The following is a 26,776-nucleotide window of genomic DNA, read 5'->3' on the forward strand; positions in this document are numbered from 1 at the left end:
GAGAACTTAATGCCCAGTAATACCGTAAACCAGTTTGCCGTCGAACTCAAAATGCCAGCGAATGTGTTGCTTGAACAGCTTCGCTCGGCTGGCGTGAATCTGAAATCGGTGGAAGATGTCGTGACCGAAAGCGACAAAGCGAAACTTCTGGACTCGCTGCGTCGTGCGCATGGTGCAAAAGATGGAAAAAAAATCACCGTAACCCGCCGCGAAACATCAGAAATCCGTCAGGCGGACGGTTCCGGCCGTTCGCGGACCATTCAGGTCGAAGTGCGTAAGAAACGCGTCTTCGTCAAGCGGGATGTCACTGAGGCCAGACCAGAAACGGCTGATGCCCCTGAAGCAAACGAAACACTGGCCGCTGCCGGCACTGAACCGGCTGCCGCCGTTGCCGATGCTCGGGCAGGCACGGCTGCGCCGGTCGACGCGCAAGCGGCGACCGCGCCAGTAGCAGAACCCGCAGCTGCCGCTCCCGAGGCGGCTGCACAGTCCGAGTCAGCTCAGCCAGCGGCAGGTGAAAAAGTGCAGGAATCGCAGGAAAAACAAAAACAAAAAGCGGAACCCGTAGCGGCCCAGGCGCCTGTTGAGAGGGCACCGGAGCCGACACCTGAACCGGTGGTTGCCAAGCCGGTGCAGGCTGCTGAACCAACACCAGCTCCAGGTACACCCGAGACAGCAAAGCCTGCAGCAGCGCAAGCGCCTGCGGCTGCCGCTGCCGCACCTGCCGCGGTGGAAAAGGCACCCGCCGCCACCGAAGCCCGTGCAGCAGAGAATAAAGTGCAGCAGGCCAAACCTGAACAGCCCGTTCGTAACGAGCAGACCAGATCGCGCCAGCCAGACGCATCGCGTACTGCAACGCCTGCACGTAAACCTGTGGCTACGCGTAACGAGGCTGCTGATGCCCGCCGCGATGAAGCACGCCGTCAGGCTGAGGCCGAGGCTGCTGCGCTGCGTGAAATGCTGAACAAGCCGCGTAAAGTGCTGCGTGCAACACCTGCTGCTGAAGGGGCGGAAGCCACCAAGAAAGCCGGGAAAAAGGATGTTAAAACCCTTGCCACGACTGGCGCGCACAAGGCGGGCGAAACAGACAAGAAATGGTCTGACGAGCAGTCCCGTGGGAAAAAAGCGGTGGCTGAAAAACGCGCCGGCCCTGCTGGCAAGGAAGACGGCTGGCGTTCTGCCGGTGGCCGTGGTGGATCACGCGGACGCAATAAACATCAGCACGTCCAGGTTCATCAGCCTTCCACACCTGAATTTATTGCCCGTGAAGTTCATGTGCCCGAGACCATCACTGTGGCTGATCTGGCCCACAAAATGTCTGTTAAGGCAGCTGAAGTGATCAAGGAGCTCATGAAACTGGGTCAGATGGTTACCATCAACCAGGTTCTGGATCAGGAAACCGCCATGATTGTGGTTGAAGAGCTGGGGCACCATGCGATTGCCGCCAAGCTGGATGATCCCGAAGCGTTCCTGGATATTGGTGATACGGGCGCAGATGCAGAGTTGCTGCCACGTGCGCCGGTCGTAACGGTGATGGGTCACGTTGACCACGGTAAAACGTCGCTGCTCGATTACATCCGCCGTGCCAAAGTGGCTTCAGGCGAAGCAGGTGGTATTACGCAACATATTGGCGCTTATCACGTGCAGACCGAAGGTGGCATGGTGACCTTCCTGGACACCCCTGGGCACGAAGCATTTACGGCCATGCGTGCACGTGGTGCCAAGGCAACCGATATTGTTATTCTTGTGGTGGCAGCCGATGACGGCGTGATGCCGCAAACCAAAGAGGCGATCCACCACGCGAAAGCGGCGGGTGTGCCCATGGTTGTGGCTGTCAACAAAATCGACAAACCCGAAGCCAATCCGGAGCGCGTCAAGCAGGAGCTGGTTACCGAAGAAGTGGTTCCCGAGGAATACGGTGGCGACGTTCCCTTTGTGCCCGTCTCTGCCAAAACAGGTAAGGGTATCGACGAGTTGCTGGAAAACGTATTGCTTCAGGCTGAAATTCTTGAACTGAAAGCGCCGGTAGATGCACCTGCAAAAGGTATCGTGATTGAAGCCCGTCTTGACAAGGGACGTGGTCCGGTTGCGACGATTCTGGTTCAAAGCGGTACGCTCAATCGTGGCGACGCATTGCTGGCCGGCGCAAGCTTTGGTCGTGTGCGTGCCATGCTGGACGAAAACGGCAAGCCGATCACCAAAGCCGGCCCGGCCATCCCTGTTGAAATTCAGGGCCTGACCGAAGTGCCTCAGGCGGGTGACGAAGTGCTGGTGCTGGCTGACGAACGCAAGGCGCGTGAAATCGCCCTGTTCCGTCAGGGCAAGTTCCGTGATGTCAAACTGGCCAGACAGCAGGCTGCAAAACTGGAGTCGATGTTCGACAACATTGGCGAAGGCATGCAGACCTTGTCGCTGATCGTCAAAACCGATGTACAGGGTTCGCAGGAAGCGCTGGTGCAGTCCCTCACCAAACTGTCAACCGACGAAGTACGGGTTCAGGTTGTGCATGCGGCAGTGGGTGGCATTTCCGAGAGCGATATCAACCTGGCCATCGCATCTAACGCAGTTGTGATCGGGTTTAATGTCCGTGCCGACCAGAGCAGCAAGAAACTGGCCGAGACCAATGATATTGACGTTCGCTATTACAACATCATTTACGATGCGGTTGATGACGTTCGCAATGCCATGTCCGGCATGCTGGCACCGGAAGAGCGTGAAGAAGTGATTGGTATGGTTGAAATTCGCGAGGTCTACAGTATCTCCCGAATTGGTAAAGTGGCTGGTTGTATGGTCACCGAAGGCCTGGTTCGTCGCGATTCGCAAGTACGCCTGTTGCGCAACAACGTCGTACACTGGACCGGTTCGCTCGATTCACTCAAACGCTTCAAGGATGACGTCAAGGAAGTCAAATCCGGCTTCGATTGCGGTATCACCTTGCGTGGCAATTCCGATATCGAAGTTGGCGATCAGCTTGAGATTTTTGAAATCAAAGAAATTGCCCGCACACTGTAAACGAATATGAACCGTCATAAGTCCTCCGGTGCAAACCGGAACGTCCGACTCGCCGAGCAGATCCAGAAAGATCTGGCAGTGCTGATCCAGCGTGAACTCGATATCTCGCGTTCGGGCCTGATTACGCTGACCGGCGTGGATTTGTCGGCCGATTATGCGCACGCCAAAGTATGGTTTACCGTACTTGGCGCCGAACCAGAGACGGCGGCTGCCCTGCTGAACGAGAAAGCGGGCTGGCTGCATTCCCTGTTATTCAAAATGTTGCATATCCATACTGTGCCAACGCTGCGTTTTTTTCATGACGATCAGCTGGCACGCGGTATTGAAATGACACAATTGATCGACCGTGCCAACCGGCCGGAAGACTATCCGGAAAGCGTTGATCCGCTACCGGGCAACAAAGACGATCACAAGTAACAACAGGGCAGGCGATGGCAAGAAAACGCGGGCAGGATATCGACGGGGTCCTTTTGCTGGACAAGCAGTTCGGATATTCCAGCAACCAGTCGCTGCAACGTGTTCGTCGCATGCTGGATGCAAAAAAAGGTGGACATACCGGTACCCTGGATCCGTTTGCGACCGGCCTGCTGATTTGCTGTTTTGGCAAGGCAACAAAAATTTGCGGGACGATGCTGGATGCAGACAAGTCCTACATTGCAACACTGAAGTTTGGTACGGAGACCGATTCAGGTGACCTGACGGGCACTGTTGTTCAGCAGGCACAGTCGGTCGCCGATTTGGTGACCCGTGAAAAAATCGACATGGTATTGCCACAATTTCGCGGTCCAATACTACAGATTCCGCCCATGCATTCGGCGCTCAAGCGTGATGGGCGCCCGCTATATGAATATGCCCGCGAGGGAATTGTGCTGGAAAGGGAGCCGCGCAGCGTGGTGATCCACGATCTGCAGGTGCAGGCACTGGACGAAACGTCGATGGTGCTGGCGGTCGATTGCAGCAAGGGAACCTATATCCGGACATTAGCTCAGGATATAGGTCGGGCGCTGGGCTGCTTCGCCCATCTGACCGCCCTGCGCAGAACGCGTGTCGGACCTTTCGATCTGGCCGGTGCAACAACGATAGACCAGCTCGAACAGATGGAAAACAGGCTGACACCCCTGATACCGCTCAACGAAATACCGGACGGCTTGCTGCCGTCCAAAATACGACAAAAGGAAGATACATTATGAGCCGAGCGCTCCGTAACGTTGCGATTATTGCGCACGTTGACCATGGGAAAACAACGCTGGTCGATCAGCTTTTACGTCAGTCCGGTACGTTCCGCGACAACCAGCAGGTTGCCGAGCGCGTGATGGATTCGAACGATATCGAAAAAGAACGTGGTATTACGATTCTGTCCAAGAACTGTGCGGTCGAATATGAAGGCACGCACATCAATATTATTGACACCCCGGGACACGCCGACTTCGGCGGTGAGGTAGAACGCGTACTGTCGATGGTTGACGGTGTGCTGCTGCTGGTGGATGCGGTTGAAGGCCCCATGCCGCAAACGCGTTTTGTGACCAAGAAAGCACTGGCACTGGGTTTGAAGCCTATCGTGGTTGTCAATAAAATTGACCGTCCCGGTGCACGTCCTGATTTCGCTATTGATACAACGTTTGATCTGTTCGACAAACTCGGTGCAACTGAAGAGCAGCTGGATTTCCCGATTGTGTATGCATCCGGCCTGAGTGGCTATGCCGGTCTGACCGATGACGTTCGTGACGGTGATATGCGTCCGCTGTTTGACGCTATCCTGCAGCATGTGCCACAACGTGAAGACGATAAAGAAGCACCGCTGCAGTTGCAGATCATTTCGCTGGACTACAACAGCTACGTGGGTAAAATCGGCGTGGGTCGTATCAATCGTGGCCGGATTCGTCCAGGCCAGGAAGTGGCTATTCGTTTCGGTGAAGACGGTGAACAAAGCAAGGGCCGTGTCAATCAGGTGCTGAAATTCAAAGGCCTGGAGCGTGAGCAGGTTGACAGCGCCGAAGCCGGCGACATTGTTTTGATCAATGGTATTGAAGAGATTGGTATCGGCTGCACCCTGTGCGACCCTAACAATCCTGAACCACTGCCGATGCTCAAAATTGACGAGCCAACCCTGAACATGAACTTCATGGTTAATACTTCGCCGCTGGCAGGTCGCGAAGGCAAGTTCGTGACCAGCCGTCAGATACGTGATCGCCTGAATCTGGAGCTCAAATCCAATGTGGCCTTGCGTGTACGTGATACCGGAGACGATACCGTTTTTGAAGTATCAGGCCGAGGCGAGCTGCATCTGACCATTCTGATCGAAAATATGCGTCGCGAAGGCTTTGAGCTGGCGGTGTCTCGTCCGCGCGTAGTCTACAAGGAAATTGACGGCGTTCGTCACGAACCAATGGAACTGCTGACCGTTGACGTGGAAGATGATCATCAGGGCGGCGTGATGGAAGAGCTGGGTCGTCGCAAGGGTGAGCTGCTGGACATGCAATCGGATGGTCGTGGCCGCACCCGTATGGAATATCGTATTCCTGCGCGTGGCCTGATTGGCTTTCAGAGTGAGTTCCTGTCCATGACTCGTGGTACCGGTCTGATGAGTCATATTTTTGATGACTATGCACCCGTACGTGAAGGCAGCATTGGTGAGCGCCGCAATGGTGTTTTGATCAGTCAGGACAATGGCGATGCGGTTGCCTATGCCTTGTGGAAATTGCAGGATCGTGGTCGCATGTTTGTGTCTCCCGGTGAAGCTCTGTACGAAGGCATGATTATCGGTATTCACAGTCGCGATAATGATCTGGTGGTTAACCCAATCAAGGGTAAGCAACTGACCAACGTGCGTGCTTCCGGTACCGATGAGGCCGTCCGCCTGGTGCCGCCTATCAAGCTGAACCTGGAATATGCGGTTGAGTTTATTGACGAAGACGAACTGGTGGAGGTAACACCTAAAAACATTCGCCTGCGTAAGCGTCATCTGCTGGAGCACGAACGCAAACGTGCTGCACGTGAAGGCAATTGATCGCCTGATCAGCAGGTCATCATGCCGCACTGAGTATGAATGATACCTGTTGCTGAAAAAAAACCGTGCCCGGTTTAAACCGGCGCACGGTTTTTTTGCATTGAATGAACCGGTATGTGCAGGCCATGACATGTCGTATCTCCTTATCATATTCAACGCCGGATAAGTTACGGGGTAAACGGCCGGAGAGACGTTGTGCCACTCAAGGCGAACGAGTAACAGCGGGGCAGATGTGCTTACTGCCACTGGTAGATAATGAGCGCCGCCAATATGACGCTTGCTATAACGATCCAGCGCATCATTAGTGAACCGTTTTGCCTGATCCACACAAAGCAGGCACCAATGCTGCCAGTCCACAGACGATGCAGCGCCGGACTGAAAAATCGCCCTATCCACCAGAGGATGAGAACGATCAAAAGCAGCTTGATAAGGGTTGCCATAGTTATTCAATACTTAATCACACGTTGACCACATGTTACCCACAACTTTATCCTTTTGTGGATAGAACCGTCGCTTATCAACAGAATATGTTGAGAATGATGTGGATAGGATTTTAATAATTCTGTAAAACATCGACAACTTTATGATATTAAAGGTGTTTTCGATTTCTGATCACTAATTGATCAATCCTATTTATACACATGTTAACCGGGTAGAACCCAGCTGTTTTTCTTGTCGTGGATAGTGCTGCAGCCGAAGATGAAAGTGATGTTACAGTAGAATCAATTCTGATCCCGTAGCTGCACACGTCTCTCATTTCTATACGCTAAAGGAGCATTTGATGGCTGAACTGCCGAACGCCGGTTTCTCTGATCAATTTCGCGTTACCAATGGAAAAAAATTCAGTCTGAAAAAATGCAGTACAGATCCGCAAGCGGAACCTGACAAAAAGGATGCAGAAAAAAAACTGCAGGAATTGGTAGCGAGCATTGCTGATTTACAGAATGTGCTTTATGCAGATAACCGCTGGTCACTGCTGTTGATTTTTCAGGCAATGGACGCAGCAGGCAAGGATTCAACCATCAAGAACCTGCTGTCCGGCGTTAACCCACAGGGTTGTGAAGTGTATGCATTCAAGCGCCCGTCGGAAGAGGAACTCAGCCATGACTTTCTGTGGCGCACCACTAAATGCCTGCCTCAGCGCGGCAATATCGGTGTTTTCAATCGATCCTATTATGAGGAAACACTGGTGGTGCGTGTTCACCCCGGCATTCTTGATGGCCAGCATCTGCCCAAAGCGTGCCGGACCGAAAATATATGGGATGAACGGTTTGAAGATATCCGTCATTTCGAAAAACATATGGACCGTAGTGGCACCAAGGTGCTGAAATTTTTCCTGCATATTTCCCTGGACGAACAGAAGAAGCGTTTTCTGGAGCGACTGGACAATCCGGCAAAAAACTGGAAATTTGAAAGCGCCGATCTGGAAGAGCGCAAATTCTGGAAAGAGTATATGGTCGCTTACGAGGAAACCATTAAAAACACGGCCAGCGATGCAGCACCCTGGTATGTCATTCCAGGTAACGATAAACCTTATGCACGACTCGCGGTAGCCGACGCAGTACTGCAGACACTGCAGTCGCTGGATCTGACGTATCCGAAACTGGAAAAGGATGAGCAGAAAAATCTGGCTGGATATAAAACGCAATTGGAGCAAGAGCAAAAAAAGCAGAGCGACTGAGTTCGTCTGTAAGCAGCGTGAAACTTGCCGATACAGTGATTTGAGTGGCAATCTATTCAGGTTTTAGTCAGTTTTTATTATCACAATTGTGATATATATTTCCAGATGATGTGCATCGATTGGCTGAGCACCAACAGGCATAGGGGCTCAAAGAGGCTAGGGAATACCCGGTTGCTGCAAGGCAGCGAAACGTTGAAGATATGGCCCGGTTGTATCTCAGGAGCTTTATACCATGTGGTTACAGAATTACACAGCCGTGGGCGGCAGCCTTGCCTACACCGCCTTGCTGGCTGTTCTACCTATCGTTTTCTTTTTTCTTGCGCTCACCGTTCTAAAACTCAAGGGTCACATCGCCGGACTGTTAACCCTGCTGATTGCTATTCTCGTGGCGATTTTTGCTTATCAAATGCCGGCCACGCTGGCCGTCGCATCAGCGATTTACGGCTTTGCCTATGGCGTCTGGCCGATTTCATGGATTATTATCACAGCTGTGTTTCTGTACAAGATCACGGTCAAAACCGGTCAATTTGAAATTATCCGGGCATCCGTTACATCGCTCACAGCCGATCAACGCCTGCAAATGCTTCTCGTGGGTTTCTGCTTTGGCGCCTTTCTGGAAGGTGCAGCGGGTTTTGGTGCACCCGTTGCCATCACTGCCGCTCTGCTGGTTGGTCTGGGCTTTAACCCGCTTTATGCGGCGGGCCTGTGCCTGATTGCCAATACCGCGCCGGTGGCTTTTGGTGCCATGGGGATTCCGGTTATTGTAGCCGGTACGGTATCGGGCCTGGACCCCTTCCATGTGGGGCAGATTGCGGGACGTCAATTGCCGATTCTGTCCGTGATTGTGCCGATCTGGCTGGTTGCCATGATGGATGGCATGCGTGGCGTACGGCAGACGCTTCCTGCCGTGCTGGTGGGGGGGATTTCATTTGCCGTTACGCAATTTCTGACCTCCAATTTCATCGGCCCGGAATTGCCTGATATTACCTCGGCATTGGTAAGTCTGGTCTGCCTGTCGCTGTTTTTGAAGGTATGGCATCCTAAGGAAATATTCACGTTCGACGGCATGCGTCCCTACGAACCTAACCGGGAGGCATCGGGCTATACCGCAGCACAAATTATCCGCGCCTGGATGCCCTTTGTTTTTCTGACTATTTTTGTATCACTGTGGACATTCGACGGCGTCAAAAGCATATTGAAAGCGGGCACATTCTCCTTTCCCGTTCCGATGCTGCATAATGCTGTCGGGAAGGTCGCACCGGTGGTCGCCGATACGACGCCTTACGAAGCGATGTTCAAGCTCGACCTGCTGGGCGCAACCGGCAGTGCTATTTTGCTTGCCGCGATTCTTTCCGTTTTCTTCCTGAAAATGAAACCCGGACAGGCGGTTAAGCTGTTTGGTGAAACGCTGTATGAATTGCGTTATCCGGTCCTGTCTATCGGTGCTGTTCTGGGCTTTGCTTTTGTTGCCAATTATTCAGGCCTGTCAACAACGCTTGCCCTGGTACTGGCCAGTTCCGGCGCTGCATTTCCGTTCTTCGCGCCGTTCCTTGGCTGGCTGGGTGTTTTCCTTACCGGTTCAGATACGTCTTCCAATGCCTTGTTTGCTTCGCTGCAGGCGAACACCGCGCATCAGATTGGCGTCGATCCGCATCTGCTGGTTGCTGTGAATACCACCGGGGGTGTTACCGGAAAGATGATTTCTCCACAATCCATCGCTGTGGCCAGTGCGGCAGTAGGTCTGACCGGACGCGAGTCGGAACTGTTTCGCTTTACCGTCCGGCACAGTATTGTGTTTTGCACGTTTGTAGGAGTGCTCACACTGCTGATGGCCTATGTGTTTCCCTGGACACTGCATCTGTTCGAATGATGCCGGATGGCGGGGCGCGTTGTTGTCCCGCCCGTTCTGATCGATACGGACTATTCACTTGCTTGTGATGGTCCGTATTTTTTTATGTCGGGCTGACGGACGCAACGCCTGCGCAGCTTGCCTGTCGATAAAGGTTTTCTAATAAAGATATGAAAATAATGACTAACTTTTATGACATTCTGACTTGATGCGCAGGCCCTGGCGGTGCTATATTGGCCTGACCTGGACAGCAAACCAGCTGTGCTCATGTCAGGCGCCATCCTATTGATCGTGCACTGCGGCATAAAGCGCAGGAAGATTATCCTGCGCTTGCGTTTTTCCACCTTGTCCCAATAACTGCATAACGTTGAACAGGAGAAAGACTGTGACGGATTCAAATAAATCTCAACGTATCAGAACCCGAATTGTCAATCGCTCTTTTGATTTTGAACGTGCCTCGCTGGCATTGTTCAGGCAGTTGAAGTTGTCGGCGACCCAGTCGCCAAGAATGGGGCTGGCCAGCGAATGGAAAGACCCACCACGTGTGCGCTGGTAGGCAGCAATAAGCAACGGTGGCAATCTGGCTCACCGTTGTGGTTAATTTTGCATCGTATTCACAATACGCTTTAATGCAATACGCTTTCGCTTTTCGATCAGTTTAAGCGTTGTCCCGTGTCGGCATCGAACAGATGCGCCTGTTCTGTTAACGGCGCAATTGAGATCTCGCTGCCCACAAGCTGGCCAAATCGTTCCCGTTGTGAAATAAGAATATCGTTGTTGCCCAGTTTGGCCGCTACATGCGTTTCACTGCCGGTGGGTTCAACCACGACAACCTGAGCGTTAAGGTCTGCTTCCGGGACGATGCGCACATGTTCGGGCCGAATGCCATAAATAACGGGCTGCGCCTGTCGGGCATTGGCCGACATATTCTGTATGGGCAATTCAAATCCCTCATCAGTCCGCACATACGAAACCGTGTCATCTATATGCAGATGGCCGCGGATCAGATTCATGGAGGGCGATCCGATAAACCCGGCAACAAACGCGTTGATGGGACGATCATATAACTGTAGCGGCGTACCGATCTGTTCGATGCGCCCGTCGCGCAATACCACAATGCGATCGGCCATGGTCATTGCTTCGACCTGATCATGGGTGACATAAATCGTTGTGGTGCGCAGCTTCTGATGCAGCGCCTTGATCTCTGTGCGCATTTGTATGCGTAGTTTGGCATCCAGATTGGACAGAGGCTCATCAAACAGAAATGCGGCAGGGCGACGCACAATGGCCCGTCCCATGGCAACGCGCTGACGTTGCCCGCCCGACAGGTGGCGCGGATAGCGGTCCAGTTGCTGCTCCAGCCCCAGTGTTGCCGCAACCTGAGTGACCTGGGCATATCGTGTCTGCCGATCAACGCCTTTTATCTTAAGGGCAAAGCCCAGATTGTCCCGCACGGTCAAATGGGGATAGAGCGCGTAGTTCTGAAACACCATCGCCATATCGCGATCCTTCGGCGCCACGTCGTTCAGTACCCGCCGGCCCAGCGTAATGGTTCCACCCGATAGTGATTCCAGGCCCGCTATGGTGCGTAGCAACGTGGATTTGCCGCAACCGGACGGGCCCACCAATGCGACAAATTCTCCATCCTCTACGTCAAGATCAATGCCGTGCAGGACTTCGCGACTGTCATAGTGTTTAATCAGATTCTGTAATTGAATAGCAGACATAATAGGTTTCCGAATTTAATCCTTGATGCCGCCGGCAGTCAGGCCATGCACCAGATAGCGTCGAATAACGACCATAAACAGCAGCACAGGCAACATGACGAGGGTGCCTGCGGCGGAGATCTTGCCCCATTCCCAGCCTTCATACTGAAGGAAGTTGACAATGGCCACCGTCGCGGTCACAGCCTGCGTCCGGGTCAGCACCAGTGCATAGAAAAAATCACTCCATGCGAAGATGAAACAGAGGATCGCAGTGGAGGCCAGGCCCGGTGCCGAGAGTGGCAGGGTAATACGCCAGAACGCGGACCAGACACCACAGCCGTCCAGCCATGCTGCCTCTTCCAGGCTGGCGGGAACAGAAGCAAAAAATGACTGCATCAGCCAGATCACGATGGCCAGGTTGAACGTCATATAGATCAGTGCCAGGCCGGCAAGGGTATCCTGCAGTCCGAGCCAGCGGAAGGCGAGGAAGAAGGGGATGGTAAATGCGATGGGTGGTGCCATGCGCGTAACCAGAATCCACAAGGCGATCTGTTTACGCGCTTTGAAGCGCCAGCGGGTCAGCACGTAAGCCGCGGGTACGCCCAATAACATGGAAAAGAAGGTTGACAGCAGGCTTACCAACAGACTGTTGCCCAATGCAATCAAAAAGCTGCCATCGGCCAGCAGGCTTTGAAAGTTCTCCAGCGTGGGCACAAACCCCAGTGCGGTATCAAAAATGTCCAGCGCAGGCTTGAAGGCCAGATGGATCGTCCATATCACAGGCAGCATAATGACAATCATCAAAATCACAGCTGTGATTGCGCGGGCGTGGCGACGCAGTACTTGCGCGCAGGTGGTCAGGCCCTGTGCCCAATAACGCGGGCCCGAAGCAGTAAAACGTTGTTCCGCCAGCGCTGGCCTGTATGGCTCAAGTGGCTCAAGTGTTTTTGACTGTGTCATGTGAGCTCCTGGGAAACCGGGTAACAAGCAGACTCAATACGAATACACCGGCGAGAATAAGCACGGCGATGGCACTACCGTAGCCCCAATATGAAAAATTGAACGCCTGGGTGAACCCATAATAGTTACTGACCTCGGTAACGTTCCCCGGGCCGCCATCGGTCAAAATATAGATAAGCGGAAAAGCCTTAAAGCTGTCTATCAGACGAAACAGACCACAGACAACAAGGACCGGCCGGATATGCGGCAGCACGATATATCGCAGCACCTGCAGCCGGCTGGCTCCGTCCATTTTCGCCGCCTCTACCGGATCGGCTGGCAGCATATGCAGCGAGGCCAGTACCATCAAAAGCGTAAAGGGAAACCATTGCCATGTGTCGGCAACCGCAATCGCCAACAGCGCGGTATGCGGGTTGGTGGTGAGTGCTTCTATCGTCCATCCCGATAGCTCGAACAGCCGGTGCATAGGGCTGATATCCGGCGAATAGATGATCTTCCAGATCAGCGCGACAACGACGGGCGGGATCAGCATGGGAATCAGAAACACGCTGCGTGCATACTGCAGAATCGACGATTTACCGTTGAGCAGTAACGCCAGACCTGTACCGGTGACCAGTTGCATGGCAACCGTCAGAACCGAGAGCTGACACTGGGTTACGACGGATCCAAGGAAGCGCTCGTCCTGCATGAGCTGACGGAAATTGATCAATGGGTCCGAAAAATTGAATGAAGCCTCCGGATCCACCAGGCTTAATGGGGTAAAGCTGGTCACGACAAGTGCAAGGGCGGGCGCCAGTGTAATCACCAGCAGAACGGCCAGCGCCGGTAACAGGCCAGACAGAAATGCCCTGTTGCGTGCTTGTTCCCAGGAAACCGACTTACCCGAAGCATTGTCAGGCAGCGGCGATTTCATGATAATTTGATACCCGAACGACGCAACTGGGCAACCGATTGCGTCTGCGCCTGTTCCAGTGCCTGCCTGGCCGACAGCTGTCCGGTGACGACCAGCGGAATCACTTTATTAATCTGCTGATCGATCTGGGGATAGACAGAGACGGTACGATATTTCATATGGCCGCTGGCCGATGCCATTTCGATGCTATCGAGTGCCAGTTGTGCCAGATCCGAACCATTGATCAATTGCCGCTTGCGGAAGGTCTCTGATTTGATATCCGATAATCGGGCGGGAGAGCCATAGCCTGCAGCAATGGCTTTGGCAGTGGTTTCTTTTGACAGCGCCCATTGAATGAAGGCCCAGGCGGCTTCTTTGTTTTTGGAACCGGCAGGTATGCCCAGGCCGTGGACACTTGTACCGGGGAAGCGTCCGGCCGGTCCTTTTGGTGCTAATCCGAATTTGACTGTGTGCACGGTGCGGCTTGAGGCCGGGTCACCCAACTGAGCCAGATTCAATTGTCCAAGGTCAGAAAAATTCACCCGTCCCTGCTTAAGCGCCAGTGTCACCTGATCCGGCGTATAGCTCACGGCGCCGTTGGGTCCGAACTCACGAATCAGGCCGGCATAGTATTCGACAGCGGCGACCGCTTCCGGAGTAGTCAGCGTTGGCATCAGATCGTCTGGTACGTGGCGGAAAACATCGGCGCCAAAAGCGTGCAGGTACGGAACAAACGTCCAGCCATAATGATTGTCCGCCACAAAGCCGGCGACTTTGTCTTTCTTGTTGACCGCCCGCAGCACCTTGACCAGATCATCAGTCGTGTCTGGAAAATCCAGACCTGCTTCCCGGACCAGATCGAAGCGTGAAGACACATGCAGCAGCGCTTCCGAGGTCCATGGCACGCCATACAGTTTGCCGTCCCTGCCGGTTTCTGCATCACGTGCGCCTTTGACAAAATCATTGATATCCCAATCGGCGGGGGTGTGATTGGGATCGGCGATATAGTCGTCCAGCGGGGTTAACCAGCCTGAGTTAATCCACCTGCTGGAATAAATAAACGTGACGTTGACAACGTCATAAGCCGATCCTTTGGTCGATAGTTCGAGATCGGTGCGCTGGTTATAGACCGGAAAAGACGGGGTGTCAAAATTGATCTTTGCGCCGGTCAGCGCTTCAAATTCGCCAATCCACTGGCGCAATAAAATAGGGTATGCAGCACTGAAGGTGGATACATTCAGCGTCACGCCGTCCAGCGGCTTTTTGCCGGAAGCGATCGCCCAGTGCGGCAGGGATAGCGACAGTCCGGCTGCCGCCATTTTGCGCAATGCGCTGCGTCTGTTGCGGCGATAGGTATGGGGATTATTGTTCATTTTCACTCACAGAACTCATCAGGCCAGGGCGGGTTCCTGCGATCGGCCGGAGGCAGCAGCTGCGCCAGCCTGGACGCGGGTATCCTCCTGCCCGGGCTCACTGAACTGTGGTGCGGTTCTGGTGCGACTGGTCTGCCCCTGGATTGAAGTGGCCGTGCCGCCCTGGACGGTCACGCGGCGGACCACTCGCGGTTGATTCCCGTAATCGTTGACCGCGTAATGTTGCGTGGCGCGGTTATCCCACATGGCGACATCGTGTTGCTGCCATTGCCAGCGTACGGTGTTGTCCAGTCGGGTGACCCGGTTTTGCAGCAGTTCGAACAGGCGAGCTGATTCGGTGGTGGAAAAGTTGTGCAGCGATTTGATGAAGTGGCCAAGCAGCAGGGCGCGCTCCCCGGTTACCGGGTGAACATGAACAACCGGATGTTCGGCTTCGTACAGATCGGAAATAAACACTTTCTTATGGTGTTCAAGCCTTGCCTTATCCAGTTCCTGGCGGTCTTTGGCATAGTCGTAATCATTACTGTGAACGGCCCATAACTGTTCGGCAAGGCTCTTGAGTTCCGGCGGCAGTTTTTCATAGGCACGTACGGTGTTGGCCCACACCGTGTCACCGCCATACGCGGGAACGGTAACGGCACGCAGGATGCAGATTTTTGGGTAGTGCGATTTGAACGTGACGTCGGTATGCCAGGAATCGGCGCGTCCGCCTCCCTTGGAAGCATCAAGCTCGAACAGGCGGGTACCTTCCCGGGACGGTACGGTCGGATGTGCCTCAGTCGTGCCAAAACGCGCGCCAAAAGCCTGATGAGTACGATCGTCCAAATGGTCCTGCCCGCGGAAAAAAACCACCCTGTGCGTTAGCAGAACCTGCTCGATTTCATCAATGACGCTTTGTGGCAGATCGCCGGAGATGCGTAGCCCTTCGATTTCGGCGCCAATATTGCCGGCAGCCCTGCGCACGGTGAATGATTGATAGGACGGCTCAAGGTTTTCTGTCTGGTGCGTGCTCATATGTATTCTCCCAAGTGTCTGATGATGTTAAGCAAGGTATCGTGCTGAGGGAAATAAAAGATAAGCATGATTAAATTGCTTCGACGGAAATATACTTATCCCATCGTGATCTGGTTACGCATTCTGTTGTGCGCCTACAGGTATGGAATCATTGCATTTGTGATTTTGATTGCGGCTGATCGCAGTTGTTGCCTGCAGGGGCGCTTATGCTATGCTTTTGGGTTCGGTGTAACTTCACAATCCTGAGAGCAAGACACATGCAGATTCAATTCAGACCGTTTCACCCCGATGATACCGAACACATAGTGGCGCTATGGCAGGCCTGCGGCCTGACGCGACCCTGGAACGATCCGCGCAAGGATATTGAACGAAAATTGCAGGAAGAGCCGGAGCTGTTTATTGTGGCCGAAAGCGAGGGGCAGTTACTGGGTTCGGTGATGGCCGGCTATGACGGGCATCGCGGCTGGATTTATTATTTGTCGGTACGGCCGACACATCAGTCGCAGGGTGTGGGCAAAAGTCTGGTGTTGCAGGCCGAGCAAAAGCTGCTGGCCAGGGGCTGTCCGAAAATTCAGTTGATGATCAGAAGTGAGAACAGCAGCGTGCAGGCATTTTACAGTGCACTGGGTTATGAGTCTGCAGATGTGGTGGTACTGGGCAAGCGACTGATAGAGGATCAGTAGGGTAGATCCGAACGATATGGCCAACGATACCGATCGTACATTTGTTGGGTTTCAGGCTTCAGGCTTCAGGTTTGAGGTTTGGGGTTAGTGTCCAGGCGGCGTACCATGCGCAGCGCCCGTCGCCGGATACAGGGTCGCTGATACCGGGCGACGGGCCGGGATGCCTGCGGGCCTGTGGGATTTCCTCAACGTCGGCCTTTAAAGGCCGAATCATCCGCGGGGATTCCCTTGACGCAATCGCACAGGCCCGTGTTGCAACCGAAAGGCGGTATAGCCGTGTCAGTCGCCGTATCGTTTGGTTTTTTAGTCGCTTACGGCGGCGGGAGCGCCTGGTGCCTAGTGTTTCGTGCTGTCCGAACGATTGGCGACAGCATCATCGTTTTTGAAGCGCTGATACAGGGTGGCAATCAGTGGTCCGGAAATATTGTGCCAGACGCTGAAGATCGCGCTCGGTACTGCCGCTGCCGGTGAGAAGTGGGCAGTTGCCAGTGCGACGCCCAGGCCGGAGTTTTGCATACCCACTTCAATCGACAGGGTTTTGCGCTGGGCAACGCTCAGGCCCGACAGCTTTGCCAGCCAGTAGCCCAACAGCAACCCCAGGCCGTTATGCAGGATGACAACGGCGAAAATTTCCAGACCGCTGCTGGCAATTTTCTCCTGATTGCCGGCAACGACTGCTGCAACGATGGCAACAATGGCGACGACCGAGACCAGGGGCAGGACGGCGACGCCCGCCTGCACTTTTTCCTTCAGCAGCATTTGTGCAATCAGCCCCAGACCGATAGGCAGAATAACAACCTGTATGATGGACCAGAACATCGCGGCAGCGCTCACATCCAGCCACTGACTGGCCATGAGGTAAATCAGTCCGGGCGTGACGATGGGCGCCAGCAAAGTAGTCACAGACGTAACGGCCACCGACAGGGCGACATCACCACGAGCCAGAAAGGTCATGACGTTGGAAGCGGTACCGCCCGGGCAGCAGCCAACCAGAATAACGCCGACAGCCACTTCGGGGCTCAGGTTCAGGCCCGTAGCCAGTAACCAGGCCAGCCCTGGCATGATAATGAATTGTCCGAGTACGCCAATTGCGACGGTACCGGGGCGTTTGAATACCTCGGCAAAGTCGTTTTTGGAAATAGTCAGGCCCATGCCGAACATGATGATGCCGAGCAGGGGAACAATATATTTACCTAACCAGGTGTAGCCGGCAGGATTGAAAAAAGCCAGTATCGCAAACAGCAATACCCATATGACAAATGTCTTGCCAACGAATTGGCTCAGGCGGGCGATGGCCTGCATAATGTGTAGTCCTTGATATGATGATCGTGCGGCTGCGATCGCTGCGCTGCAGTTGAGAAGGCGTGCGTCACCAGCCGGTCACGGCAAAGCGGTATATGAATAACGTAGGCATATGTCACCGACGGGCGGTCAGCCAGGCGGGTATGCCCGGGGCCGGATTGTTATGCAGATCATGCGAAAAAACAAAGACACCGGCCTTAGGGGCCGGTGTTGCGGTGCAGTAAAACTATTGTACCGCTTTTCACATGCTGGTGGCGCTACCCTGGGTAGACAGGGTAATGTTGTGCCGGTGCAGCTTGCGGTATAGGGTGTTGCGACTGACCCCCAGCGTTCTCGCTACATCGCTGATGTTCCAGCGATGGGTTTCAAGCAGCTGGATCAGCGTGATTCTCTCGCTTTCCTGCAGGGGATTGACGGGTTCGTGCTCATCTTCCATCGTCATGCAGTCGGTCAGCCCCGCCGGCGCTGTACTATTGGCGGCCGGCTGAGCATGCAGGTCAGCCAGTGGTCCCGGTAAATGTTCCAGACCAATGGTCGTACCGTCGGCCAGGACTGCCATCGTGCGCAATGCGTGACGCATCTGGCGTAAATTGCCAGGCCACACGTATTGCATGAGGACCTTCAGCACTTGCTCACTGAGCTCCATCGGCTTGCCGGCTTCTTCCTGAAGAATGGCTTCTATCAACTGGTGTTTGTCCTGGCGATCGCGCAAGGGTGGCAAGCGGATTTCCACGCCGTTCAGTCGGTAATATAGATCTTCCCTGAATTCACCCCGGGCCACCAGGTCTGTCAGATTCCGGTGGCTGGCACTGATCAGTTGAATATCGACATCGACCGAGGCGTCGGCGCCGAGCGGCGTGACCTTGCGCTCATCGAGGACGCGCAGCAGGCGCGCTTGCAAAGCCAAAGGCATATCACCAATCTCGTCCAGCAAGAGCGTACCGCCATGGGCCTGCAGTATTTTGCCGCTACGGCCCTGGCGCTGCGCACCGGTAAAGGCGCCGGCACGATAGCCGAACAACTCGCTTTCAATCAGGCTTTCTGGGAGCGATGCACAGTTGACGGCAACGAATGGCCCGTCGCGACGCGGACTGCGGTCGTGAACGGCCCGGGAGAGCACTTCCTTGCCGGAACCGGTCTCGCCATACAGCAGAATGGGCACGCCCTTGCTGACAACGCGCTGCGCCAGTTCGAACTGTTCGCGCAGGAAGCGGTCGCCCAGTTCAACACAGGGGGTGCTGCCCTGTCTGCTTGTTCGGGCAGGCGAATTGGCTGATTCGGGTGCCTTTTCCTGTGCGGGCAGGGAGGCGGGTTTGGATGGCGCGGTATGAAACGTCAGCGTCGTGGAGCCGGCAGGTGGCAGCTGGGCAACGGCAAAGAAACGACTGGAGGCGCCGGCCCGATAGATCGGCACCGGGTGAAACGAACTTTGCATACTGCGCTGCAAAAGCGATTCAAGTGTGAGCTGGAAAATTTCGTCGAAGCGGTAACGGCGCAGTTCCTGCATGCTGGGGAAACCTAGCTGGAACAAGGCGCTCTGGTTGGCCGCTACAATGGTGCCATCCTCTTCGACCATCAGTTTGCCGTCATGCACGGTATTGATGCTTTCGGGGCGGCTGTGAAAATGAACCGGATGCGCGTGCTTGCAATTGACGGTCAGCAGGCGGTTTTCAATCATGCGGGCAGTCATGCCGATCAGCACCAGCGAATGCTGCTGCAGGAGCGATGAGCGGCTGGTCACATCCAGCACCGCAATGGTTTTACCAGTATGGTCCATGACCGGCACGGCCGAGCAGGTAAGCAAAATATGTTTGAATAGAAAGTGGTCGGTCTGGCGGATGGCGATGGGTTCGCCCACTACCAGGCAGGTGCCCATGCCGTTGGTGCCTACTTCCTCTTCGCTCCAGATCGCGCCCAGACGCAGGCCCAGCCCGGAAAGATCGTTTTCCAGGTGATCGGCAGCTACCATGTGCAAAATACAGCCATCGGTGTCCACCAGAACAACTGCCAGTTCCGGATCAGCTAGCTGCTGATACAGAATATTCATTTCGTGCTTGGCTTCAGTGATCAGCACCCGTTTTTGCTCAGAACGTGCGATCCGCTCGGCGTGGGTCAGAACAGGAGGCAGGCGGCTACTTTCCGGGTCCAGGCCATAATCATTGACGCAGCGTCCCCAGGAGCTGGCGACGGCCGGATCAATGTCGGGAACCATGACGCCGTGATGCACAATCTGGTTGATCCGCTCAATGTGGTTGTTAACCTCCAACGAGTACATGTCTCCTCCTGCTGTGTACATCAGCACATACCCTCGGGGTGGCTGATGCCGATTTTGTATGCTGTCTCTATATTTATGACGGGCTGTCAGCCCGGTGCCGATTGGTGTTGTCTGTGCAACATTCAACGGCCATCATAATGGTAACCCACCTGTGAAGGGAAACCTGTTACCACTCGTTCAATTGTATATCACATGAATTATCCTGCCTGCCTCGTTTTCCCTAGGAAGACGACAATTTATGTCCGTTTGACAGGGGGCCGGCCATCGTGTCGGCAGCGAGCTGGCGTGAATTGGCGTCGTTACGAAACACCAGTGGCTTTTCCTGGATGGCGGGCGCTGGCTTGCGACCAATCATATCGGTAATGACATGGTGATAAGGCGATTTATCGCAAACAGGATCGGCGTTCGCGGCATTACCGGTCAACGCCAGTGCCTGGCAGCGACAGCCACCGAAATCCTGCTCTTTTTCCGGACAACTGCGACAGGGTTCCTGCATCCACTGGTTGCCGCGGAATGTGTTGAAGGCGTCGCTGTGATACCAGATATCGTGCAAAGTGTGCTCGGTTACCTGCGGAAATTCAAGGCCGGGAATGGTTTTTGCTGCATGACAGGGTAGGGCGCTGCCGTCGGCAGAGACCGCCAGAAAGACGGACCCCCAGCCATTCATACAGGCTTTGGGGCGTTTTTCGAAATAATCGGGTACGACGAACAGAATACGCATCCGGTTACCGATTTTTTCCCGATAGCGCGCAACCGCGGCTTCGGCGCGCTGCAATTGCGCTCTATCGGGCAAAAGCTGGTCGCGGTTGATCAGGCCCCAGCCGTAATACTGGGTATTGGCCAGCTCCAGATACTCCACGCCCATCTGGTCGGCCATTTCAATAATGCGTTCGATATGATCCAGGTTATAGCGGTGCAGAACCACGTTCAGCACCATGGGGTATTCGAATTCCTTGATCATGGCGGCCACGCGCGATTTCAGATCAAAGGTTTTGGTGTGGCTCAGGAAATCGTTCATTTCCCGGGTTGAATCCTGGAATGACAACTGAATATGATCAAGCCCGGCATCCCGCAACCTGGCAAGACGTTCGTGCTTCAGGCCAACGCCGGAGGTGATCAGATTGGTGTAGAAACCCAGTTGGCGCGCTTCGGCAACCAGCACTTCCAGGTCATCGCGCAGCAGGGGTTCACCGCCGGAAAATCCCAGTTGCGCGGCGCCCATTTCCCTTGCCTGCTGCATGACGCTGATCCATTGATCGGTACTGAGCTCGTTCAGATTGCTGGCATAATCCACCGGGTTATAGCAGAACACGCAATGCAGCGGGCACCGATAGGTCAATTCGGCCAGCAGCCATAGCGGCGGGGCAATGGTGGCTTTTTGCTGTTGTTCAGCAGCTTGAGGGATATCCATGGTGACCTCTATTTAATCCAGCCACGCTCCTGTGCAGCCTGCAGAAACGACTCAACATCGTTCTGCAATCCTGTCGTGGCAAAGCTTTGTTCCAGATCGGCGACGATCTGGGCAATAGTGCGATCGCCATCACAGCGACGCAGAATTTCGGCTGCACTGTCATTGAGCTTGACCATGCCCTCCGGGTACAGCAGGACGTAGGCATTTTGCGCTTTTTCATATTGCAGCCGGAACAGGCGTGACAGCTGGGGTTTTTCGGGCAGATCAGGCATGGCTCGTCTCGCTGTTTTGCTGGCAGGCTTTTTCAATGGCGTCAAGCATGGACCAGAGAACATCCAGTTTGAATTGCAGAATTTCCAGTGCCCGCGCCTGCTGCTTGCGGGTGGTGAAGTAGTCGAGCGTGACCTGCAGTCCGTGCTCGACATCTCGTTCGGCCAGAGAGATGCGGCTGCGGAAATATTCCAGGCCGCCAGCCTCGATCCACTGATAATGGCCGGGCCAGTTGGCCAGCCTGTCCTTATGGATTTTGGGCGCAAACATTTCGGTGAGCGATGAACACACCGCTTCCTGCCAGGGTACCTGACGCGCGAAGTTGACATAGGCATCGACAGCAAAACGTACGCCGGGTGCAACCAGCTTCAGAGACCACAAATCTTCGCGACTAATGCCTACTGCTTCGCCCAGACGTGTCCAGGCTTCAATGCCGCCCTCGTTATCACCATAGCCGTCGTGATCCAGCATGCGCAGGATCCAGCGACGACGGGTTTCCCGGTCCGGGCAGTTTGACATGACCGCCGCATCTTTGAGCGGAATGTTGATCTGGTAGTAGAAGCGGTTGGCCACCCAGCAGCGGATATCGTCCGGGCTCAGCTGGCCACTGTTCATCCGTACGTTGAAGGGGTGGTGGATGTGGTAGCCGGCGCCTTTGGCGCGCAGCTGACGTTCAAACTCAGCCCGGTCCCAGGCTTCGGGGTCGGTTTGTTTCTGGTTATATCCAGCGAGGTTCGAAAGAACGATGCTCACAGTGTGATCTCCATGCCGTCAACAGCGATTTCAATATGATGCCGCTGTAATATTGCTGCCTGCTCCGAATCCTGATTCAGGATCGGATTGCTATTGTTAATATGAATAAGAATCTTGCGTTTATGATCACCAAGCGAATCCAGCACGCTGATCATGCCATTGGGTCCGGATTGTGGCAGATGCCCCATCTGGGCCGCGGTTTTGCGCGACAGGCCAAGGCGGATCATCTCGTCTTCGGTCCATACGGTCCCGTCTACCATGATACAGTCGGCGCGGGACATGGCCTCCAGTACCAGCGGTTCAATCTGACCCAGACCTGGTGCATAAAAAAGGCTTTTACCGGATTGTTCGCTGGTAATAAGCAGGCCGATATTGTCACCTACCTGCGGGTTGTTGCGGTTGGGTGAATAGGGCGGTGCCTTGCTGGAGAGCGGAAACGGCGTAATGGAAATACCGGGGAGCTCGGCCAGTTGCAAGGGCGGGCTGAAACGGTTTTCTTCCACAGTAATATGCCGATGCGTCAGTCCGCAATAATGCGACAGGACCTGGGTAAGCGGCAGGCCGGTGCTTAGATCTTTCCAGACCGGCTCGGTACAGTACAAGGGCAGGGGGCTGCTGCTTTCGCGCAGCATCAACAGGCCCGTTACGTGATCGATCTGTGCATCCATCAATATCACAGATGTGATACCTGTATCGCGCACACTGCGCGCCGGCTGTAGCGCCGGGTTGGACTGAATCTGTTTGAGAATATCGGGAGAAGCATTGACCAGCAGCCATTGAATGCCATCGGCCGAGATTGCGATGGATGACTGGGTGCGGGGAATCGCACGAATGGTTTTGCGGCGTACACCGTCACAGTTAGGGCAGTTGCAGTTCCACTGCGGGAATCCGCCACCGGCGGCAGAGCCAAGCACAAGAATTTTCATAGGTAGCAACTAAAACGGCACTGGCTCTCGCCAGCGCCGCATGGTATGAGCGTAGGATGCAGATTAACGATTGGCGATGTACATTGTGATTTCAAAGCCGAAACGCAGATCGCAAAACTCAGGTTTTGTCCATTTCATAAATGTCTCCTTTTCAGATGAAAAATGTTGAAGCAGCAGGCAGAAAGTATATGGACACAACAATCAGCATGATGCGGATCATTCCATATGGTTACGGCCTTGCATGACTGTGTAAAACGATGCGCAGTCAAATTAATGGTAGCATGACGCGCATATTTGTCAAGGCACTTTAACCGGCAAAAAATTTCCGGTTAAGTCCTGCGTATTATAGCAGCTGTATTGATGTGATCCCGTTTTCATTTTCTGTTCAGGCATTTGTTTTATGAGCATTCCAATTTCCAACGGTTACCTGCAAACCCCGGATGGTCACCAGTTGTACTATGCCGAGTTCGGCAATTTTCGGGCACCTGCCGTGGTTGTGTTGCATGGCGGGCCGGGCAGTAGCAGCAATGCTGGCATGCTGGACTGGTTCGACCTGCGCCACTGGCGCGTGGTCCTGTTCGATCAGCGTGGCAGTGGTAAAAGTCTGCCCACCGGCAGTCTGGAGCATAATACAACGGGCCATTTGGTGGCCGATATGGAGCAGCTCAGGCTGCATCTTGCCATTCCCGCCTGGACGGTTGTGGGCGGATCGTGGGGTGCCTGTCTGGCCCTTGCCTATGCCACCCGGCATGCCGCCAGTATTGACCATCTGGTGTTGCGTGGCACATTTTTACCGTCCCGTCTGCAGCTGGACTGGTTCTTTCAGCAGTTGCAGGCATTGGTACCGCAAGCCTGGAACAGCCTGACGCAAACAATGAACGACCTTGAGAAAGCTGCGGTGCTGCCTACGCTGGCCGACAGACTGCTGGGCGATGATCAGGAGAAAATATCGGATGCAGCCCAACGCTGGAGTCATTACGAGAACGCGATCATGACGGCCATGATGGCGGGCCGCAACACTCAGCAGACGCGCAGCGAACAAACGGCGGACACTCAATCGGGCCGGAACCCGGATGCGCAGGCCCAGACCCAGGACGCGACTGGCGCGCCATCGCAGAATGACAACCGCAATAGGGAGTCCGAATCCAGCCGTGCCCAGGCTGCCGAGCGTACTGTCCATAAATATCGTATTCAGGCGCACTATCTGCGCCACGCCGGGTTTATTGATCTGCCCGCACTGCTGGAACAATTGCGCGAGGTGCAGGTGCATACCACTTTGCTGCACGGCACTCATGACTGGATATGCCCTGCCGCCAACGTGCATTTGCTGCAGCGCTTTCTGCCTCGCGCTGAGCTGCACTGGATCCCGGGCGGCACGCATACGCCTGCCGATCCGCTCATCCGGGCGGCGCTGACGGACACGATGGCCCGACTATCTGACCCGGTAATCGGACCCGGTAATCTGACCTGCCAATGAGCGGCACCTGTGCTGCCGCCCATAGACCGTCTCTGGTCTGATCCGTCAGGTGCTGCATCTGTATCAGCTTGCATGCATCTGCTGCGGATGATGGGACAGCCTGTATCGTATTCTGAACAACTGCTGATATGTGTCTTTGCCATGACAGATGTAAAGCCGTGCGGAAAGCATATCCGTTATGCTGTTGTTCCCTGTGCTTTCAGCACTGCGGGCGGTCGTTTCTGATGATTGGCACGGAAGTTGCTTGAGTGGTGGTTATTGCCTGCCCACATGTATGCTGTCACGTACGGCGGGGAAGGTGCCCGATTTAGTCAGAATCATCCATCACCAATCCGGAGACATATATGAGTTACAATATCCATCCAGCCGTTAACAATGGCGTTCAGGCTAGTACAGACAATAACTTTACCGGTGGCAAACTGGTTTGCAATTGCGAGACAGACAGGGTTGAAGTAACCGTGAACTCGCAATCGGCTCATAATCACCTTTGTGGTTGCTCCAAATGCTGGCGGCCTACCGGCGCCCTGTTTTCACAGGTTGCTGTCGTTCCCAAAGAGTCGGTGCAAGTGACCGCGAATGGCGACAAACTCAAAGTGGTTGATGAATCAGCAGCGATCCAGCGTCATGCGTGCACCGGTTGTGGCGTTCATATGTATGGCCGCATTGAAAATACAGGGCATCCATTTTATGGGCTCGATTTCATTCATACAGAGCGTTCTCCTCAAACCGGCTGGTCTGCCCCTACTTTTGCCGCTTTTGTCTCCTCTATCATCGAAACAGGTACTGATCCTGCCGAAATGAGTGGCATTCGTGCAAGACTGAACGAACTGGGATTGCCTCCCTATGATGCGCTGTCGCCAGCGTTGATGGACGTTATCGCAACACACGTTGCAAAATCGAAAAATGCATCTTAAGCAGGAGTTGAAGTAATGGAAACCAAAGCCGCTGTTGCCACCAAAGCCGGAGCGCCGCTGACTATCGAGACGGTTCAGCTGGACGGTCCGCGTGCATTCGAAGTGCTGGTGGAAATCAAGGCATCGGGCGTATGTCATACAGACATGTTCACGCTGTCCGGTGATGATCCGGAAGGAATCTTTCCGGCTATTCTCGGCCACGAAGGTGCCGGTGTGGTCGTAGAAGTCGGGGCTGGCGTGACCACGCTCAAACCAGGCGATCACGTGATTCCGCTTTATACGCCTGAGTGCCGCAATTGCGTATTCTGCCTTTCACGCAAAACCAATTTGTGTGGCGCCATTCGTGAAACGCAGGGTAAAGGTCTGATGCCTGATGGCACCAGCCGTTTCAAATTGAATGGTAAGGATGTGTTCCACTACATGGGCACGTCTACCTTTTCTAATTACACAGTAGTACCGGAAATTGCACTTGCCAAAATCCGTGAAGACGCGCCATTTGAAAAAGTCTGCTATATCGGCTGCGGCGTCACAACGGGTGTGGGTGCGGTTATCTACACGGCTAAAGTTCAGCCAGGCGATAAGGTCATTGTGTTCGGTCTGGGCGGTATTGGCCTGAACGTCGTACAGGGTGCGCGTCTGGCGGGTGCTGATATGATTATCGGCGTGGATATTAATCCTGCACGCGAAGAGCTGGCCCGTAAATTCGGCATGACGCATTTTGTCAATCCGAAAGAAGTGGAAGGCGATATCGTTCCCTATTTGGTTAGTCTGACCAAAGGCGGCGCCGATCATACCTTTGAATGTATCGGTAATGTCAATCTGATGCGCCAGGCGCTGGAGTCCTGCCATAAAGGCTGGGGTAAGAGCACCGTTATCGGCGTGGCCGGAGCCGGTCAGGAAATCTCCACAAGGCCGTTCCAGCTGGTTACCGGTCGCGTCTGGCAGGGTTCGGCCTTCGGTGGCGCACGCGGTCGTACCGATGTACCGAAAATTGTTGACTGGTATATGGAAGGGAAGATCAACATTGATGATCTGATCACACATGTGATGCCAGTTGAGAAGATTAACGAGGCATTTGATCTGATGCACGCAGGTACATCAATTCGTTCTGTCGTAACGTTCGACTGATGCAGTAACCCGGCTCGCAGTCTGGCTGTCGGCCGGGTGTTTATAAAGGCGGTATAACTGTTGTGTCGGTACGGACGCAACAGCCAAAAAGAAGGGGCTCTTTTTATTGAGCCCCTTCGTCATTTTCAATCAATGCTCAGGCC

General features: G+C 54.3%; 24 protein-coding genes. 11 read left to right on the forward strand and 13 right to left on the reverse strand.

Features of this window, described 5'->3' with window-relative positions; genetic code table 11:
• Positions 1-9 precede the first annotated feature (9 nt).
• Genes infB through typA form a run of 4 tightly spaced genes read left to right on the forward strand, consistent with a single transcriptional unit; the run spans position 10 to position 6,019 of the window.
• Positions 10-3,012, forward strand: coding sequence for a translation initiation factor IF-2 (gene infB, locus MIM_RS07460; protein WP_025372134.1), 3,003 nt, complete (start codon positions 10-12; stop codon positions 3,010-3,012).
• A 6-nt stretch (positions 3,013-3,018) separates the two neighbouring features.
• The gene (gene rbfA, locus MIM_RS07465) at positions 3,019-3,429 is read left to right on the forward strand and encodes a 30S ribosome-binding factor RbfA (protein WP_025372135.1); all 411 of its coding nucleotides are present in this window, start codon (positions 3,019-3,021) and stop codon (positions 3,427-3,429) included.
• Positions 3,430-3,443: 14 nt separating this feature from the next.
• Entirely contained in the window at positions 3,444-4,202 is a 759-nt protein-coding gene (gene truB / locus MIM_RS07470; protein ID WP_025372136.1) for a tRNA pseudouridine(55) synthase TruB, read from the forward strand.
• Entirely contained in the window at positions 4,199-6,019 is a 1,821-nt protein-coding gene (gene typA, locus MIM_RS07475) for a translational GTPase TypA (protein WP_025372137.1), read from the forward strand. Before truB ends, typA begins: the two co-directional genes overlap by 4 nt.
• 236 nt (positions 6,020-6,255) lie before the next feature.
• On the opposite strand, the gene MIM_RS07480 is transcribed toward typA, so the two are convergent.
• Positions 6,256-6,459: a hypothetical protein gene (locus tag MIM_RS07480; RefSeq protein WP_025372138.1), complete on the reverse strand. Its 204-nt coding sequence runs from the start codon at positions 6,457-6,459 to the stop codon at positions 6,256-6,258.
• Positions 6,460-6,800: 341 nt separating this feature from the next.
• On the opposite strand from MIM_RS07480, the gene MIM_RS07485 reads away from it, so the two are divergent.
• The 3 genes from MIM_RS07485 to MIM_RS23160 all read left to right on the forward strand — a co-directional run bounded on the left by MIM_RS07485 (position 6,801) and on the right by MIM_RS23160 (position 10,105).
• Positions 6,801-7,700 carry a polyphosphate kinase 2 family protein gene (locus MIM_RS07485; RefSeq protein WP_025372139.1) on the forward strand — a complete coding sequence of 300 codons (900 nt, stop codon included), beginning with the start codon at positions 6,801-6,803 and terminating at the stop codon, positions 7,698-7,700.
• 232 nt (positions 7,701-7,932) lie between these two features.
• Positions 7,933-9,570 carry a lactate permease LctP family transporter gene (locus MIM_RS07490; protein WP_025372140.1) on the forward strand — a complete coding sequence of 546 codons (1,638 nt, stop codon included), beginning with the start codon at positions 7,933-7,935 and terminating at the stop codon, positions 9,568-9,570.
• Positions 9,571-9,934: 364 nt separating this feature from the next.
• The gene (locus tag MIM_RS23160; protein WP_158318708.1) at positions 9,935-10,105 is read left to right on the forward strand and encodes a hypothetical protein; all 171 of its coding nucleotides are present in this window, start codon (positions 9,935-9,937) and stop codon (positions 10,103-10,105) included.
• A 97-nt stretch (positions 10,106-10,202) separates the two neighbouring features.
• Here MIM_RS23160 and MIM_RS07495 read toward each other — a convergent pair whose 3' ends face one another.
• The 5 genes from MIM_RS07495 to MIM_RS07515 are packed head-to-tail and all read right to left on the reverse strand — an operon-like array spanning position 10,203 to position 15,494.
• Entirely contained in the window at positions 10,203-11,276 is a 1,074-nt protein-coding gene (locus MIM_RS07495; RefSeq protein WP_025372141.1) for an ABC transporter ATP-binding protein, read from the reverse strand.
• Positions 11,277-11,291: 15 nt separating this feature from the next.
• Positions 11,292-12,215 carry a carbohydrate ABC transporter permease gene (locus MIM_RS07500; protein WP_025372142.1) on the reverse strand — a complete coding sequence of 308 codons (924 nt, stop codon included), beginning with the start codon at positions 12,213-12,215 and terminating at the stop codon, positions 11,292-11,294.
• Positions 12,193-13,128: a carbohydrate ABC transporter permease gene (locus MIM_RS07505; protein WP_025372143.1), complete on the reverse strand. Its 936-nt coding sequence runs from the start codon at positions 13,126-13,128 to the stop codon at positions 12,193-12,195. The genes MIM_RS07500 and MIM_RS07505 overlap by 23 nt, the downstream gene beginning before the upstream one ends.
• A complete protein-coding gene (locus MIM_RS07510; RefSeq protein WP_025372144.1) occupies positions 13,125-14,480 on the reverse strand; it encodes an ABC transporter substrate-binding protein in 1,356 nt (451 codons plus the stop codon). The genes MIM_RS07505 and MIM_RS07510 overlap by 4 nt, the downstream gene beginning before the upstream one ends.
• Before the next feature lie 18 nt (positions 14,481-14,498).
• Positions 14,499-15,494, reverse strand: coding sequence for a TauD/TfdA dioxygenase family protein (locus MIM_RS07515; RefSeq protein ID WP_025372145.1), 996 nt, complete (start codon positions 15,492-15,494; stop codon positions 14,499-14,501).
• A 257-nt stretch (positions 15,495-15,751) separates the two neighbouring features.
• Between MIM_RS07515 and MIM_RS07520 the strand changes: the two genes are divergently transcribed.
• Positions 15,752-16,177, forward strand: coding sequence for a GNAT family acetyltransferase (locus tag MIM_RS07520; protein WP_084458940.1), 426 nt, complete (start codon positions 15,752-15,754; stop codon positions 16,175-16,177).
• A gap of 336 nt (positions 16,178-16,513) precedes the next feature.
• Here the strand turns inward: MIM_RS07520 and MIM_RS07525 are convergent, their stop codons facing one another.
• The 7 genes from MIM_RS07525 to pqqA form a co-directional block, all read right to left on the reverse strand.
• Complete coding sequence (locus MIM_RS07525; RefSeq protein ID WP_025372147.1) at positions 16,514-17,479, reverse strand: bile acid:sodium symporter family protein; 966 nt, start codon at positions 17,477-17,479, stop codon at positions 16,514-16,516.
• Positions 17,480-17,720: 241 nt separating this feature from the next.
• Complete coding sequence (locus MIM_RS07530) at positions 17,721-19,754, reverse strand: sigma-54-dependent Fis family transcriptional regulator (protein WP_025372148.1); 2,034 nt, start codon at positions 19,752-19,754, stop codon at positions 17,721-17,723.
• A gap of 220 nt (positions 19,755-19,974) precedes the next feature.
• A complete protein-coding gene (pqqE, locus tag MIM_RS07535; protein WP_025372149.1) occupies positions 19,975-21,165 on the reverse strand; it encodes a pyrroloquinoline quinone biosynthesis protein PqqE in 1,191 nt (396 codons plus the stop codon).
• A gap of 8 nt (positions 21,166-21,173) precedes the next feature.
• The gene (gene pqqD, locus MIM_RS07540; protein WP_025372150.1) at positions 21,174-21,437 is read right to left on the reverse strand and encodes a pyrroloquinoline quinone biosynthesis peptide chaperone PqqD; all 264 of its coding nucleotides are present in this window, start codon (positions 21,435-21,437) and stop codon (positions 21,174-21,176) included.
• On the reverse strand, positions 21,430-22,188 hold the full coding sequence (gene pqqC / locus MIM_RS07545) for a pyrroloquinoline-quinone synthase PqqC (protein ID WP_025372151.1): 759 nt from the start codon (positions 22,186-22,188) through the stop codon (positions 21,430-21,432). Before pqqC ends, pqqD begins: the two co-directional genes overlap by 8 nt.
• Entirely contained in the window at positions 22,185-23,114 is a 930-nt protein-coding gene (gene pqqB, locus MIM_RS07550; protein WP_025372152.1) for a pyrroloquinoline quinone biosynthesis protein PqqB, read from the reverse strand. The genes pqqC and pqqB overlap by 4 nt, the downstream gene beginning before the upstream one ends.
• Positions 23,115-23,177: 63 nt before the next feature.
• Complete coding sequence (gene pqqA / locus MIM_RS22450) at positions 23,178-23,252, reverse strand: pyrroloquinoline quinone precursor peptide PqqA (protein ID WP_084459088.1); 75 nt, start codon at positions 23,250-23,252, stop codon at positions 23,178-23,180.
• A gap of 262 nt (positions 23,253-23,514) precedes the next feature.
• Between pqqA and MIM_RS22065 the strand changes: the two genes are divergently transcribed.
• From MIM_RS22065 to MIM_RS07565, 3 genes are all read left to right on the forward strand, one after another.
• On the forward strand, positions 23,515-24,591 hold the full coding sequence (locus tag MIM_RS22065; RefSeq protein ID WP_025372153.1) for an alpha/beta fold hydrolase: 1,077 nt from the start codon (positions 23,515-23,517) through the stop codon (positions 24,589-24,591).
• Between the two features lie 344 nt (positions 24,592-24,935).
• A complete protein-coding gene (gfa, locus tag MIM_RS07560) occupies positions 24,936-25,505 on the forward strand; it encodes an S-(hydroxymethyl)glutathione synthase (RefSeq protein WP_025372155.1) in 570 nt (189 codons plus the stop codon).
• A 15-nt stretch (positions 25,506-25,520) separates the two neighbouring features.
• Positions 25,521-26,633 carry an S-(hydroxymethyl)glutathione dehydrogenase/class III alcohol dehydrogenase gene (locus MIM_RS07565; RefSeq protein WP_025372156.1) on the forward strand — a complete coding sequence of 371 codons (1,113 nt, stop codon included), beginning with the start codon at positions 25,521-25,523 and terminating at the stop codon, positions 26,631-26,633.
• The last annotated feature ends 143 nt before the right edge of the window (positions 26,634-26,776 follow it).

The organism is Advenella mimigardefordensis DPN7, from assembly GCF_000521505.1.
GTDB classification, from domain to species: Bacteria; Pseudomonadota; Gammaproteobacteria; order Burkholderiales; family Burkholderiaceae_B; genus Advenella; species Advenella mimigardefordensis.